Raw genomic sequence first — 14,091 nt, forward strand, 5'->3', positions numbered from 1 at the left:
GCATGGCGTCGCGCTCTTTGCGTCGCTGCGCACGTTCCCCGTTCTGTCCTATCCTGTGCGAACCACGCGGCGCGCCACGCGCGTCGCGCTCGACACAGGAGCATCGATGCCGAATCACGCCGAAGCCACGACGACCCAGGCGCCGCAGGTTGCGCCAACTGCCCCGACCCCCGCGTCGGGCCCCGCATTCATCGCGCCCGAAGCCGATCCGCAGGCGCTGGCGCGCAACAACCAGTACGTGCTGAAATCCGGCAACGCGTTCGTGGTCAGCGACGCGCTCGGCGACATCGGCGGTCATGACGACGGCCTGTTCGTCGACGACATGCGCGTGCTGTCGAAGTGGCGCTTGACGTTCGGCGGCCGCGCGCCGTCGCTGCTGTCGGGCGCGACGAGCGCCGACAACGCGTCGTTCACCGCCCACCTGACGAACCGCCCGCTGCCGCCGCTCGGCGGCCACGAAACGCCCGAGGGCGTGATCCACATCGAGCGGATACGCGTGCTCGCGGGCGACGTGCTTTACGAAGCGCTGACGCTGACGAACTACGGCTCGAGCGAGGCCGAGGTGCCGCTGTCGCTGTCGTTCGCGGCCGATTTCAAGGACATGTTCGAGGTGCGCGGCACGCAGCGCCCGAAGCGCGGCACCGTGGTGGCGCCGCGCGTCGACGCGGGCGCGGTGCGCCTGCGCTACGACGGCCTCGACAGCGTCGAGCGCAACGTGACCGTGCATTTCTCGCCGGCGCCCGACGCGCTGTCGGTCGATCGTGCCGACTACACGTTGACGATCGCCGCGCAGGCATGCGTGTCGATCTACCTGACCGTCGATGCGACGCTCGGCCCGGCGCACGAGGAAGGGCCGGGATGCGGCCGCGTCGCGCTGCGCACCGCGCTCGTCGGCGTGCACCGCGAAATGCGCGCGCGGCGCGAATCGATGGCGCGCGTGAACACCGGCAATCCGCTGTTCGACGCGTGGCTCGACCGTTCGCTCGCGGATCTCGGGCTGCTCACGACGCAGCTCGACACGGGGCCGTACCCGTATGCGGGCATTCCGTGGTTCTCGACGCCGTTCGGCCGCGACGCGGTCATCACGTCGTTGCAGATGCTCTGGCTGCAGCCGTCGCTCGCGCGCGGCGTGCTGCGGTTCCTGGCCGAGCACCAGGCGCGCGAGACTTCCGCGTTCCGCGATGCGGAGCCCGGCAAGATCATGCACGAGTTCCGCCGCAGCGAGATGGCCGCGACGGGCGAGGTGCCGTTCGCGCTGTACTACGGCGGTGTCGATACGACGCCGCTGTTCATCGTGCTCGCAGGCGCGTATGTCGAACGCACCGGCGACGATGCGCTGATCGACGAACTGTGGCCCGCGCTCGAGCGCGCCGCGCAATGGGTGATCGACAAGTGCGACCGTAATCCTTACGGACTGCTCGATTACCAGCGCACGTCGGAGCGCGGCCTCGCGAACCAGGGCTGGAAGGACAGCCACGATTCGGTGTTCCATGCGGACGGCCGCTTTCCGGACGGGCCGATCGCGCTCGTCGAAGTGCAGGCCTATGCATGCGCGGCGCTCGATGCGATGTCGATGTGCTCGTACCGGCGCGGCCACGCGGCCGACGCCACGCGTTATGCGTTGCGTGCGAAGGCGCTGCGCGAGCAGGTCGACGCGCTGTTCTGGATGCCGGAAGGCGATTTCTACGGCATCGCGCTCGACGGTCATGGCGACCTGTGCCGCGTGTTCGCATCGAACGCGGGCCACCTGCTCGCGTTCGGGCTGCCCGACGCCGAGCGCGGCGCGGCGGTTGCCGGCGTGCTCGGCTCGGCGCTGTTCCAGACCGGCTGGGGCATCCGCACGCTGGCCGCCGGCCAGCCGCGCTTCAACCCGATGGCGTATCACAACGGCTCGGTGTGGCCGCACGACAATGCGCTGATCGCGCGCGGCCTCGCGCGCTACGGCGACAAGACGGCCGCGGTGAACCTGCTGCGCGCGCTGTTCGAGGCGGCGGTGAGTTTCGAGATGCGCCTGCCCGAGCTGTTCTGCGGGTTTCCGCGCCGGCGCGGCGAACCGCCGACCGCGTATCCGGTGGCCTGCCTGCCGCAAGCGTGGGCGGCGGGCGCGCCGTTCATGATGCTGCAGGCCTGCCTCGGCGTGAGCATCGACGCGTCGCGTCACGAGGTGCGCGTCGAGCGCCCGATGCTGCCGGAAGGCGTCGACTGGCTGCGGATCGACGCGTTGCGCGTCGGTGACGAAACCGTGTCGCTCACGTTCCGCCGCGTCGACGGCCAGGTCGTCGCGTCGGCGGAGCAGCCGGGCCGCGTGAAGGTGGTCGCGGTGCTGTAGCGCGGTGCTGCGCGAACGTTGCGCGATGTCGCGCCACGTTCGCGCGACGCGGCATAGAATCGTGACATGACCCTTGAACGATGGCGGAGGTAGACGATGACGACCGACAACCGGCCCGACGACGGCGAGCACAAGCTCGAGAATCTGGAAGCGGCGGTCGACCACCTGCACAAGTCGATCGAATCGCAGAGCATCGCGGTCGGCGCGGCGAAAGGCATTCTGTTCAGCCTGATCGAAACGCTCGGCGCGCTGATCGGCGATCCCGACCTGCCCGAGCATGCGCGCTCGGGTTACGAGGCGCTGCGCGACAAGGCGAGCGAACTGCGCGGCGGGCTTGACCGGCATTGATGCGAGGATGGCGCCGGCGTTGGCCGAAAGGGCTGCGCCGGCGCTGCCCGATTCTGCAGACGAAGCACAAAACCCCGTGCGCTCAATGAGTTAGGTGGCCGATGCGCAGGATATCCACAAGCTTGCCAACACAATCTGTGGAGAACCGTCCGGCCCCGGGCCGGAGGTGCGGCGCATGCCGTACGAAAGCGCGTGCGGTGCCACACGGTTGACCGCGCAAGGTCCTTGTATCGAATCCCCTTTTGTATCAGCGTGTTACGCGCCGCATCGGCGGGATATCCACAGGCTTGCCAACATATTCTGTGGATAACTCGCAATCGATTGCGTCGCGACAGTTGAGGATCGGGCCTCCGAGGGGCCCGCTCGCGAAGCCCGTGCACACGGGCTGCCCGATGTCTGCGTCCGCACGCTAATTCGTGCGCGATCAACGGCTTAGGCCCTGGGTACCCAGGATATCCACATCCTTGCCAACACTTTCTGTGGACAAGCGGGGCCGTGTCATTCGGCCTGCGCCGCGGCGGCTGCTTCGGCCACGATCCAGTCTCGAAAGAGCGTCATTGCCGGCGTGAGCGGCTTCGACTTCAGCGAGGTGAGCCAGTAGCCGCCGGCGCGCACGTCGACGTCGAACGGCCGTGCGAGCAGGCCGAGCTGCAGTTCGCGTACGAACATGCATGCCGGCGCGAGCGCGACGCCCGCGCCCTGCATCGCGGCCTCGACCATCAGCCGCGACGAATCGAACACGGGCCCGTTGACCGCCCACGGCGCGAGCTGCGCGGCGTCGAACCAGCCGAGCCATTCGTCGATGCGGTACGAGCGCAGCAGCGTTTCGTTCGCGAGATCGGCCGGTTGCGCGAGGCGTCGCGCGATGTCCGGCGCGCACAGCGCGGTGAGCGGCGCGTCGAGCAGGTGCTCGTTGCGCGTCGCCGGCCAGCTGCCTTCCCCGAAGCGGATCGCGAAGTCGAGACCCTCGGCGGCGAGATCGACGACGTTGTTGTTGGTCCGCAGCCGCAGCTCGACGAACGGGTGCGTATCGCCGAACTGCTTCAACCGTGGCATTAGCCAGCCTATGGCAAAGGTGCCGACGACGCCGAGCGACAGCACCTCGTGGAAGCGCCCGCCGTCGAACTGCTTGAGCACCGTCTCGATGCGGCTGAACGCGTCGCTCAGCACGGGCAGCAGCGCGCGCCCCTCGTCGGTTAGCCCGAGGCCGCGCGGCAGCCGCGTGAACAGCGTGCAGCCGAGCCGCTCCTCGAGCGAACGTACCTGCTGGCTGACCGCGGCCTGGGTCACGCTCAGCTCGAGGCCGGCGCGCGTGAAGTTCAGGTGGCGCGCCGACGATTCGAACGCGCGCAGGGCATTGAGTGGAAGATGAGGGCGGAGCTTGGTCATAAGATTTTCTTTTGTCAGCGCTCAATTATCGTTGCTTGTCAGGCAACCGTAAAGTCACGATAGTGCTGTCTCGGCGGCCGGCCGTTTTCACTATCGATTCGCCTCCATTCCATCACGAGACCACCGACATGACCTACTCATCGAAACGTCGAACCCTGTTGCTGGCCGCCGCGACGGCGCCGCTCGTTCTCACCGTCACCGCGTGCGCGTCACGGCAGGCTGCCGCGCCGGACGAGGCAAGCGCCGCGGCCGCGGCCGCGGCGGCGGCCGTGGCGCCTGCCGCCGCCGGGCAGATGCTAGCCGAGCTCGAAAGCAGCGTGGGCGGCCGCCTCGGCGTGTGCGCAATCGACACGGCGAGCGGCCGGATCATCGAGCATCGCGCGGACGAACGCTTCCCGTTCTGCAGCACGTTCAAGGCGATGCTGAGTGCGGCGGTGCTTGCGCAGAGCGTCGGGCGGCCGGCGTTGCTGCAACAGCGCGTGACGTATACCCGGGCCGATCTCGTCAACTATTCGCCGGTGTCGGAGAAGCATGTCGGCGAGGGCATGACGGTCGCCGCGTTGTGCGAGGCCGCGATCCAGTACAGCGACAACTCGGCCGCGAACCTGCTGATGAAGCTGCTCGGCGGCCCGTCGGCGGTGACGGCCTACGCGCGCTCGATCGGCGACGACACGTTCAGGCTCGATCGATGGGAGACCGAACTGAATACCGCGCTGCCGGGCGACCTGCGCGACACGACGACACCGGCCGCGATGGCCGCGAGCATGCGCGTGCTGATGGTCGGCGATGCGCTGCCGGCCGCGCAGCGTGCGCAGCTCGTTGCGTGGATGCGTGGCAACAAGGTGGGCGACAAGCGGCTCCGCGCGGGCGTGCCGGCCGGGTGGACGGTCGGTGACAAGACGGGCACCGGCGACTACGGGACGACCAACGACGCGGGTGTCGTATGGTCGCCGTCGCGTGTGCCGATCGCGGTGGCCGTGTACTACACGCAGACGCGTGCCGATGCGCGCTCGAAGGACGACGTGATCGCGTCGGTCGCGCGCATCGTGGTTCAGGCCTTCGGTTGACGCGGGCGGTGCGGTGCGCGTGACGCGATGCGCAGGCGGGCCGTGCCGCAGCCGTGACCCACGCGATCAAACGTTGTGCGATCAACGACTTAGGTCACGCATGCTCAGGATATCCACATGCTTGCCAACAAAAATTGTGGACAAGCCCGTGCGCGGCCGCGCACGGCGTGGCGCGGGCCACCGTGCCGCATTTGAGGCGGCGCGGACAAAGCCTTTCGGATCAAGCGCTTGGTCGCGGTATGCGCAGGCTATCCACACGCTTGCCAACACAATCTGTGGACAAGCCGGTTCGCCTGCGCGGAAGGCGGCCCGTCACGTGGCGCGACGACGTGCGAGCGGCACTTTGCCGGCCGCGTGCCGCATTTGAGGCGGCGCGGACAAAGTCTTTCGGATCAAGCGCTTGGTCGCGGTATGCGCAGGCTATCCACATGCTTGCCAACACAATCTGTGGACAAGCCCGGCAGCCGCGCGGGCGACGGTCAGGGCTGCCGATCGTCGACCGTGGGCCAGCGCACGAACGCGAACACCCACAACATGACGAAGTTCAGGATCGGGACGAACATCGTCAGGATCCACCAGCCCGAATGCCCGGTGCGCCGGACGATGCGGACGTACGGATAAACGACGACGGCGACGAGCACGAGTGAGACGACCAGCTGCCACGCGGTGAAGTGTTCCATGGCCTTCCTCGGAGTGAAGTGTCGGGCGGAACGGCCGGCCCGTCGAACCGTCGCGCGAAGCCGGCGATGCACGGCCGCGTGCGGCTCGCGTGATCTTGACGCGTGGCGGGCGCGAGCGTCAAGGCGAGGGTGGTGTACGGTGGCGGCGCGTCTGTCGCGCGGGGTCGTGCGCATTCACGCATGTCCGGGCCACATGCTGCCGAAACCGTGACGCGGCGCACGAACCGTAAGCCGATCAACGGGTTAGCGCACGCGTGCGCAGGATATCCACAAGCTTGCCAACAAAATCTGTGGGTAAGTGGCGCAGCGCATGGCCGGCACGTGTGCGCCGGCTGCGACGTGCATCGTCGTGGCGTCGTGATGCGAAGTGCGGCGAAGCGGTGGCCGTCACCGGGGCCGCGTCTGCATCACGCGTGCCAAAGTCCATCGGATCAAGGGTTTAGCGTTGCGGTGCGCAGGATATCCACAAGCTTGCCAACATTTTCTGTGGAGAAGTCCGGGTGCGCGCGCGACGCGCGGGACACCCGCGAATGCCACGCGTTGCCGCGATGCGTGCGGGCGCTCACGCAGTGCAGATGCCGGCCACGCCGACTTTCTGGAACAGGCGCGGGCTCGCGACGGCGGACGGCGGACAGGCCGACAGCCTGACGGCGAACCCGGGATGCGTGAAGGCCGCGCGAAACGCTGCGATCGATTCGCGGATCGCGCAGTACGGCCGGCTCCATTACATGGGCGAACACGTCGGCGCCTCATCCATCCGGCGGTACCGTCGTCGTGCACGAAGAGGGCCGAACCCGACCCAAGCCGGACGCCCATCCGAAGGGCCCCTCTGTATTGCTACGGGTCGAAGCGCGCAAGCATCCTCGAAATCTCGACCGGCCTGCGAGTCGAACGGATCGTCGTCGAGAAATGAGACGAAGGAGGGGCGGCGCATGACGCGCGGTCGAGGCTACGGTGGCGGCGTGGACGTGCCTGTACACGACCGCATGGCGCATTTGCCGCGCAGCTCCGACAAACCCTTTCCGATCAATGGCTTGGTGTCGTTAATGGACGGTTGTCCACACGCTTGCCAACACAATCTGTGGAAAAGCCGCGCGTGGCACGTCGCACGTCGCACGTGGCGCGGCGTCAGGCCGGCAGCGGAAAGCGCACCGTGACGGTCAGCCCGCGCCCGCCGCGTGTCGTGCCGAGTGCGACCGTCGCGCGATGCTGTTCGGCGATCCGCTTGACGATCGACAGCCCGAGCCCGCTGCCCGACGACGTGACGGCCTGCGCGCCCTCGCCGCGATAGAAACGCTCCCACACGTCGGTGCGTTCGGCTTCCGGGATCCCGGGGCCGTCGTCGGCGACTTCGAGCACGGGCGTCGTGCCGTCGAGCCGCGCGGACACGTCGACACGCGCGCCGTCGCCCGCATAGCGGATCGCGTTGTCGACGAGGTTGTTCAGCAGCACGCGCAGCGTGTCGGCATTGCCCGACGTCATCACGGGCGTCGACACGATCGCGCCGAGATCGATCCGGTGCGCGTCGGCGACGCGCGTGCGGTCCGATACCACCGACCGGCACAGCGCGGCGAGATCGACGGGCGCCGACGCTGAGGCGGCCGCCTGCGCATCGGGTTCGAGGCGCGCGAGCGTCAGCAGCTGTTCGGCGAGGTGGCCGAGCCGCGTCGTGCCGGCATGGATCTGCGCGAGGATGTGCTCGCGTTCCTCGGCGGTCGACGCGCGCCGCAGCAGCTGCGACTGGATCGACAGCCCCATGATCGGCGTGCGCAATTCGTGCGCGGCATCGGCGATGAAGTGCCGTTGCAGCGTGAACGAGCGGTCCAGGCGCGCGAGCAGGTCGTTGATCGCTTCGGCGAGCGGACGGACTTCGTTCGGCATCGCGCCGACGTCGACCGGCTCGAGATTGTTCGCATTCCTGCGTTTGAGGCCGGATGCGATCGTGCGCAGCGGCCGCAACCCCGCGCCGATGCCGAACCACAGGCCGATCGCGAGCAGCGGCAGCATCGAGAACACGGGCCACAGCAGGTGCACGGCGATGCCCGCGATCGCTTCCCAGCGCGCATGGCGTGCCTGCGCGAGCCGGATCGTCGTGCCGCCGCGTTCGGTCACGTAGGTGCGCCACGGCTGGCCGCCGACGTCGACGCTCGCGATGCCTTTCTGCTCGGGCGGCGGCAGGGTCGAATCGCGGTCGGTCGAATACACGAGCTTGCCGTTGCGCCAGACCTGCAGCAGCACGGCGTCGGGATCGCTCGCCTCGAAACCGTGCTTGCCGTTGGCGCGGTTGCTGAACGACAGCTCGCCGTTCGGGCCGACGACGATCTGCTTCGACATGCTGCGCATCTGGTCGTCGAGCAGGTCGTCGAGCTCGCGCAGCGCGCCCCAGTAGGTGCCGGCACTCGCGACGAGGCCGATCACGCACGCGGCCGGAAGCAGCCACGTCAGCAGGCGCCGCCGCAGCGACGCGTTGCGCCAGCGCGCGATCGCGTGTTGCATGCGCGTCATGCGCCGTCACCGATCCGGTAGCCGACGCCGCGCACCGTGCGGATCATGTCGTGGCCGAGCTTCTTGCGCAGGTTGTGGATGTGCACCTGCACGGCGTTGCTCTCGATTTCCTCGCCCCAGCTGTACAGCCGCTCCTCGAACTGCTCGCGCGAAATCACCGCGCCCGGGTCGCGCATCAGCTCGTGCAGCAGCACGAACTCCTTCGGCGACAGCGTGACTTCGTCGTCGCCGAGCCAGACGAGGTGCTTGACGGGGTCGAGCCGCAGCGGGCCGATCGCGAGGGTCGTCTGCGCGCGGCCCGCGTGGCGGCGGTTGACCGCGCGGATGCGGGCGAGCAGTTCGTCGAGTTCGAACGGCTTGACGAGATAGTCGTCCGCGCCGCTGTCGAGGCCCGCGATGCGGTCGGGCACGCCGTCGCGCGCGGTGATGATGATCGCGGGCAGGTTTTCGTCGCGGCGGCGCAGCGCGGCGAGCACCGACAGGCCGTCGCGGTTCGGCAGCCCGAGATCGAGCAGCAGCAGGCCGTAGCCGGTCGCGCGCAACGCGAGCGACGCGGCGTCGCCGTCCTTCACCCAGTCGACCGCGAAGCCTTCCTGTTTGAGGCCCTGTTCGAGCCCGCTGCCGATCAGCGGATCGTCCTCGACGAGCAGTACGCGCATGGATTCGTATCTCTTCAACGGGGCGCCATGGCGCCCGGGGTTCCCATGATAAGCGCGCGGGCCTTAGCGGGAGCTTAAACACGGGCGCGCGGGCGGCGCGCGGCGGGCTTGCGCGCGCCGGCCGGTGCGGCACCGTGCCGCCGCGGCGCGACCTTCAGGTTTGCTTAATCTTACGGTCCGTAATCTGGCGCCGTCGCGTTCAACGGAGCGCGGCGTCACATCGAAGAAGAGGACCAAGATCATGAAACACCTGACGAGAATCCTGGCGGTTGCGCTCGCCGTGCTGCCCGCCGCCGTTTATGCGGAATATACCGGGCCGTCCACGCTGACCACGACGACCGTGAAGGAACTGCTCGCGAACGGCAAGGACGACCAGCACGTGCAGTTGCAGGGGCGCATCGTCAAGCATGTCGGCGGCGAGGATTACGAATTCGCCGATGCGACGGGCACGATCCGCGTCGAGATCGACCACAAGCTGTGGGCGGCCGGCCAGCCCGTCAGCGACCGGAACGAAGTGAAGGTGACCGGCGAATTCGAGCGCAAATGGTCGGGCAGCGTGAAGGTCGACGCCGATCACGTCGAAGTGCTGCGCTGACCGGTGCACCGGTGTATACGGGGCCGGTGATACCATGGACGACCGGTTCCCGCTCACACCAAGATGGCCGCCAATTTCGACGAACTCGCGTCCCGGATCCGGGCGCAATTTTCCGAGCTGAGCCCGCAATTCCAGGCGGGCGCGGCCTTCCTGCTCGATCATCCCGACGAAGTCGCCACGTCGTCGATGCGCAAGGTCGCACAGCGCGCGCAGGTGCAGCCCGCGTCGCTCGTGCGGCTCGCGCAGCAATTCGGCTTCCCCGGCTGGAACGAACTGCGCGACCTGTGTGTCGCGCGCGTGCGCACGCGCCCCGAGCCGCTCACGCAGCGGGCGCGCTCGCTCGTGCGGCCCGATGCGAAGGCGTCGCTCGCGCACGACCTGCTCGCCGCGCAACAACACAACCTGTCGGCCACCGCCGCGCAGAACGAGCACGCGCTCGCCGATGCCGCGAAACTCATCCGCAAGGCGTCGCACGTGCATGTCGCGGGGTTTCGCTCGTGCTACCCGGTTGCATTCGGCTTCGTGTACGGCTACCGGCTGTTCCGCCCGACCGTGTCGCTGCTCAACGGCGTCGCCGGGTCGCTCGAAATGGAGCTGCGGACGATCGCGAAGCAGAGCGTGACCGTCGTCGTCAGCTTCGCGCCGTATTCGGCGGAAGCGACGCGCGTCGCGCAGGCCGCGAAGGCGCAGGGCAGCCGGATAGTCGCGATCACCGACAGCGCGGTGTCGCCGATCGCGCTGCACGCGGACGCACAACTGATCTTCACGCACGACAGCCCGTCGTTTTTCCCGTCGCTGGTGGCCGCGCACGCGATGGCCGAAGCGCTGGTCGCGCAGTTGCTGGCGCTCGAAGGCAGCGATGCGATCGCCGCGCTCGAGCGCACGGAAGCGGAGCTGCACGCGAAGGGCGCTTACGTCGTCTGACGCGGTGCGTGCGGGTTCAACCTTCTTCATTTCCGATTCAACCGGACTCGACCGATGACGTTCACATACGAGGTGACCGACGCGGGCGACGTGAACGTTCGCAAGCAGATCGTCGCGCCGCTCATCCGATTCAACGAAAGCCAGGCGGGCCCGAACGACTTTCGTGCGCTGGCCGTGGTCGTGACCGACGCCGAAGGCACGGTGGTCGGCGGCTTGTGGGGCAGCACGGCGTACGGCTGGCTGCATGTCGACCTGCTCGTGGTGCCCGAGGCCGCGCGCGGCCAGGGTGCGGGCACGCGCATCATGGATCTGGCCGAGGCGGAAGCTGTCGCGCGCGGATGCCACGGCGCGTGGCTCGACACGTTCGACTTCCAGGCGCGGCCGTTCTACGAGAAACGCGGCTATGTCCGCTTCGGCGAACTGCCGGATTATCCGGCCGGGCACACGCGCATTTTCCTGACGAAGCGGCTTGCGGGCTGAGCATCGCCGCATGGAGCGGCCCGGTTGACGCGGTCGCCGGCCGTCGCCTAGGATAGCGGCCAGCGATGCAGGTCGCTTCCGGGTCCGCGGAAAGGGTTGAACCCACCTGTCGCAGCAAATCCAGTCTTCCTCCTGTCCTTTGTGCTGGCGGTATTGCGGACCTTCGGCCATGACTGCACGAGGATTCGCATGAAAAAGCTGCCTCCCGGGGCCAATCCCGATCATCTGAAAAAGCAGGCCAAGGCATTGTTGCGCCTGTACCGGCAGGGTGACGCCGACGCCGTCGCGCGCTTTGTCCGCTTTCTCCCCGCCGCCGCCAACCGCACGCACGACGAAGCGCTCGCGCTCGGGCTCCGGCTGCACGATGCGCAGTCGTGCATTGCGCGCGAGTACGGTTTCGCGTCATGGGCCGATCTCGGCGCGTTCGTCGAAACGCATGCGCTCGCCGGGCAGCAGCGGTCGGCGTTGATCCGGCGCTGGCTCGACCTGGCGTACGGCGCCGACGTGACGGGCGGTTTCGATGCGGCCCGGCCGCGTGTCGCCGCGCAACTGCTGCTCGACCGGCCCGATCTCGTTGCAAGCGATCCGACCGTCGCGTGCGCGGCCGGCGACCTCGATGCCGTGAAGGCGGCGCTGGCCGCCGATCCCGGATGGATCGCGCGCGCCGGCGGCGTGTTGAAGCTGCCGCCGCTGGTTGCCGTCACGCATTCTCGGCTCGGGCAGATTCCCGGGTTCGCCGTCCGGCTGCGTGCCTGCGTGCGTCATCTGCTCGATGCCGGGGCCGATCCGAACCAGCGGATCGGCAACCGGTTACCGCCGGCGTCGCTCGCGGCGCCCGACGAAGCGGGGCCGCTGTCGGCGCTGTACGGTGCCGCGGGCGTCAATCGCGATCCGGTTCTGACCGCGATGCTGCTGGAAGCCGGCGCCGACCCGAACGACGGCGAATCGCTCTATCACTCGGTGGAAAATCCGGCCTGTACGCGCCTGCTGCTCGAACACGGCGCGCGGGTGGGCGGGACCAATGCGTTGCGTCGCGCATTCGACATGCGCGATGCGGACGCGCTCGAACTGCTGCTCGAGCATGGCGGCGACCCGAACGAGCCGCCCGGCGAGGGGCTGGCGCAGACCTGGGGCGCACCGTTGTTGCGGGCGATCGGCGTGCGCTGCTCGGCGCGCCACGTCGCCGCACTGCTGGCGGCCGGCGCCGATCCCCGCGCGCGGACCCCGGCGGGCGTCAGTGCGTACCGGCTGGCGATGCAGACCGGACTGTCCGAGGTCGCCGCGTTGTTGCGTGCGGCGGGCGCGGAAGAGGCGCTCGACGCCGAGGACGCATTCGTGGCGGCCTGCGCGCGCGCCGACGCCGACGATGCGCGACGCATCCAGGCACGGCATCCCGAACTGCCGGGCGCGCTGCCCGGCGAGCGGCTGCGGCTGCTGCCGGATGCCGCCGCGTGGGGATCGGGCGACGCGGTGAAGGTCATGGTCGAACTGGGCTGGCCGATCGCGGCGCGGGGCGGCGACTGGGACGCGAGCGCGCTGAATCATGCGGTGTTTCGCGGCGATGCGGGCTTGCTGGCGTTCCTCCTCGAGCACGGCGCGAGCTGGCGTGACATGCACGGGTTCGGCAGCGACGCGCTCGGCACATTGTCCTGGGCATCCGTCAACGAACCGGAGCATGTCGGCGCCGCCGACTGGGAGGCTTGCGCGCGGGTGCTGCTCGCGCACGGTGTGCCGCAAGCCGCGCCGGACCCGTCGAATCCGGACGGCGTACTGATCGACGGTCGCGCGATGCGTTTCTCCGAAGCCGTCACCGACGTGTTGCTCGGCATCGACGGCGGGCCACCGGCGGCAAGGTAAGCGGCTATCGGTTGGCAACGGATGGGCGTCGGTGTCGGCCCGCTCGTTGCGGGTTGCCGATTGCCGACTCCCGACTCCCGACTCCCGACTTCCGGCTTCCGGCTTCCGGCTTCCGGCTTCCGGCTTCCGGCGCGCAGTCGGCGCATCGGTTTTTTCCTGTCGCGCGACGACATTTCGGTGAACTCTGAAACGTCGCGTGCACGATCGGCGTAAGCTCGGCCGTCAACTTTCTCCTGGAGCCCGCGATGACCCGTTCCGATCTTCAAGTCCGCCAAGCCGAAGCCTTCCGCGCCCTGCATGCACGTGCCGGCGCCTTCATCATCCCGAACCCGTGGGACGCCGGCACCGCGCGCCTGCTCGCGATGGCCGGCTTCGAGGCGCTCGCGACCACGAGCGCCGGCTACGCCTTTTCGAAAGGCCGGCCCGACTATGCGATCGACCGCGACGAGATGCTCGATCACATCGCCGAGATCGCCGCCGCGGGTGGCCTGCCCGTGAGCGCCGACCTCGAGAACGGCTTCGGCGATGCGCCCGACACGGTGGCCGAGACGATCCGGCTCGCGGCCGAGGCCGGCGCGGTCGGCGGGTCGATCGAGGATGCGACGGGCCGCGCCGACGCGCCGATCTATGCGCACGAAGCGGCGGTCGAGCGCATCGCGGCGGCCGTCGACGCGGCGCGTGCGCTGCCGTTTCCGTTCACGCTGACCGCGCGCTGCGAAAACTACCTGCACGGCCGCCACGACCTCGCCGACACGATCGCGCGGCTCGTCGCCTATCGCGACGCGGGCGCCGACGTGCTGTATGCGCCGGGCATCACCGATGCGGACGACATCGCGGCGGTGACGCGGGCGGTCGGCGCACCCGTGAACGTCGTGATGGGGCTGCAGGGCGGATTGCTGAGCGTCGACGCACTGGCGGCGCTCGGCGTGAAGCGCGTGAGTGTCGGCGGCGCACTGGCGCGGGCCGCGCTCGGCGCGTTCCTGCGCGCCGCGAAGGAGATGGCGCAGGACGGCACGTTTACGTTCACGCAAGCGGCCGTTCCCGGGCGCGATATCAACCGCTGGTTTGCGTCGCCGGATAATTCACCGGTTTTGTTCGGTGAATGAGTGTAAATAAATCGTGGGATCGTTCCCAATCGAAAAGTTGATTGATAATAATCAATCGATTTCACGTCAGAATTAAACGTCGGTGACGACGAAAAATACATCGTCTATTCTCCGCATTTCGCCCGTTCGACCGGGTCCGGCGCGCAAGCCGC

12 protein-coding genes and 1 pseudogene are annotated in these 14,091 nt (G+C 68.5%); 8 read left to right on the forward strand and 5 right to left on the reverse strand.

Annotated features, from left to right (window positions below):
* Window positions 1-106: 106 nt before the first annotated feature.
* Window positions 107-2,329 carry an amylo-alpha-1,6-glucosidase gene (locus APZ15_RS28280; protein ID WP_027789590.1) on the forward strand — a complete coding sequence of 741 codons (2,223 nt, stop codon included), beginning with the start codon at window positions 107-109 and terminating at the stop codon, window positions 2,327-2,329.
* Between the two features lie 96 nt (window positions 2,330-2,425).
* On the forward strand, window positions 2,426-2,677 hold the full coding sequence (locus APZ15_RS28285) for a hypothetical protein (protein ID WP_006482135.1): 252 nt from the start codon (window positions 2,426-2,428) through the stop codon (window positions 2,675-2,677).
* Between the two features lie 498 nt (window positions 2,678-3,175).
* Here the strand turns inward: APZ15_RS28285 and penR are convergent, their stop codons facing one another.
* Complete coding sequence (gene penR, locus APZ15_RS28290) at window positions 3,176-4,066, reverse strand: beta-lactamase transcriptional regulator PenR (protein WP_027789589.1); 891 nt, start codon at window positions 4,064-4,066, stop codon at window positions 3,176-3,178.
* 128 nt (window positions 4,067-4,194) lie between these two features.
* Here penR and blaPEN-bcc point away from each other — a divergent pair, with 128 nt between their 5' ends.
* On the forward strand, window positions 4,195-5,133 hold the full coding sequence (blaPEN-bcc, locus tag APZ15_RS28295) for a PEN family class A beta-lactamase, Bcc-type (protein WP_027789588.1): 939 nt from the start codon (window positions 4,195-4,197) through the stop codon (window positions 5,131-5,133).
* 479 nt (window positions 5,134-5,612) lie between these two features.
* Here the strand turns inward: blaPEN-bcc and APZ15_RS28300 are convergent, their stop codons facing one another.
* The 4 genes and pseudogenes from APZ15_RS28300 to APZ15_RS28310 all read right to left on the reverse strand — a co-directional run bounded on the left by APZ15_RS28300 (window position 5,613) and on the right by APZ15_RS28310 (window position 8,977).
* Complete coding sequence (locus APZ15_RS28300; RefSeq protein ID WP_027789587.1) at window positions 5,613-5,813, reverse strand: DUF805 domain-containing protein; 201 nt, start codon at window positions 5,811-5,813, stop codon at window positions 5,613-5,615.
* A 562-nt stretch (window positions 5,814-6,375) separates the two neighbouring features.
* Window positions 6,376-6,519 (reverse strand): annotated as a pseudogene (locus tag APZ15_RS42325) (antibiotic biosynthesis monooxygenase); the annotation flags it as partial.
* A 422-nt stretch (window positions 6,520-6,941) separates the two neighbouring features.
* The gene (locus APZ15_RS28305) at window positions 6,942-8,318 is read right to left on the reverse strand and encodes an ATP-binding protein (RefSeq protein WP_027789586.1); all 1,377 of its coding nucleotides are present in this window, start codon (window positions 8,316-8,318) and stop codon (window positions 6,942-6,944) included.
* Window positions 8,315-8,977 carry a response regulator gene (locus APZ15_RS28310; RefSeq protein WP_021159887.1) on the reverse strand — a complete coding sequence of 221 codons (663 nt, stop codon included), beginning with the start codon at window positions 8,975-8,977 and terminating at the stop codon, window positions 8,315-8,317. The genes APZ15_RS28305 and APZ15_RS28310 overlap by 4 nt, the downstream gene beginning before the upstream one ends.
* A 241-nt stretch (window positions 8,978-9,218) precedes the next feature.
* Here APZ15_RS28310 and APZ15_RS28315 point away from each other — a divergent pair, with 241 nt between their 5' ends.
* From APZ15_RS28315 to APZ15_RS28335, 5 genes are all read left to right on the forward strand, one after another.
* The gene (locus tag APZ15_RS28315) at window positions 9,219-9,572 is read left to right on the forward strand and encodes a YgiW/YdeI family stress tolerance OB fold protein (RefSeq protein ID WP_021159886.1); all 354 of its coding nucleotides are present in this window, start codon (window positions 9,219-9,221) and stop codon (window positions 9,570-9,572) included.
* A gap of 63 nt (window positions 9,573-9,635) precedes the next feature.
* Window positions 9,636-10,496, forward strand: coding sequence for a MurR/RpiR family transcriptional regulator (locus APZ15_RS28320; RefSeq protein WP_011354378.1), 861 nt, complete (start codon window positions 9,636-9,638; stop codon window positions 10,494-10,496).
* A 54-nt stretch (window positions 10,497-10,550) separates the two neighbouring features.
* On the forward strand, window positions 10,551-10,976 hold the full coding sequence (locus tag APZ15_RS28325; protein ID WP_027789585.1) for a GNAT family N-acetyltransferase: 426 nt from the start codon (window positions 10,551-10,553) through the stop codon (window positions 10,974-10,976).
* Between the two features lie 189 nt (window positions 10,977-11,165).
* Entirely contained in the window at window positions 11,166-12,833 is a 1,668-nt protein-coding gene (locus tag APZ15_RS28330; RefSeq protein WP_027789584.1) for an ankyrin repeat domain-containing protein, read from the forward strand.
* Window positions 12,834-13,078: 245 nt separating this feature from the next.
* On the forward strand, window positions 13,079-13,939 hold the full coding sequence (locus tag APZ15_RS28335) for an isocitrate lyase/PEP mutase family protein (RefSeq protein WP_027789583.1): 861 nt from the start codon (window positions 13,079-13,081) through the stop codon (window positions 13,937-13,939).
* The last annotated feature ends 152 nt before the right edge of the window (window positions 13,940-14,091 follow it).

This window comes from Burkholderia cepacia ATCC 25416 (assembly GCF_001411495.1).
Lineage (GTDB): Bacteria > Pseudomonadota > Gammaproteobacteria > Burkholderiales > Burkholderiaceae > Burkholderia > Burkholderia cepacia.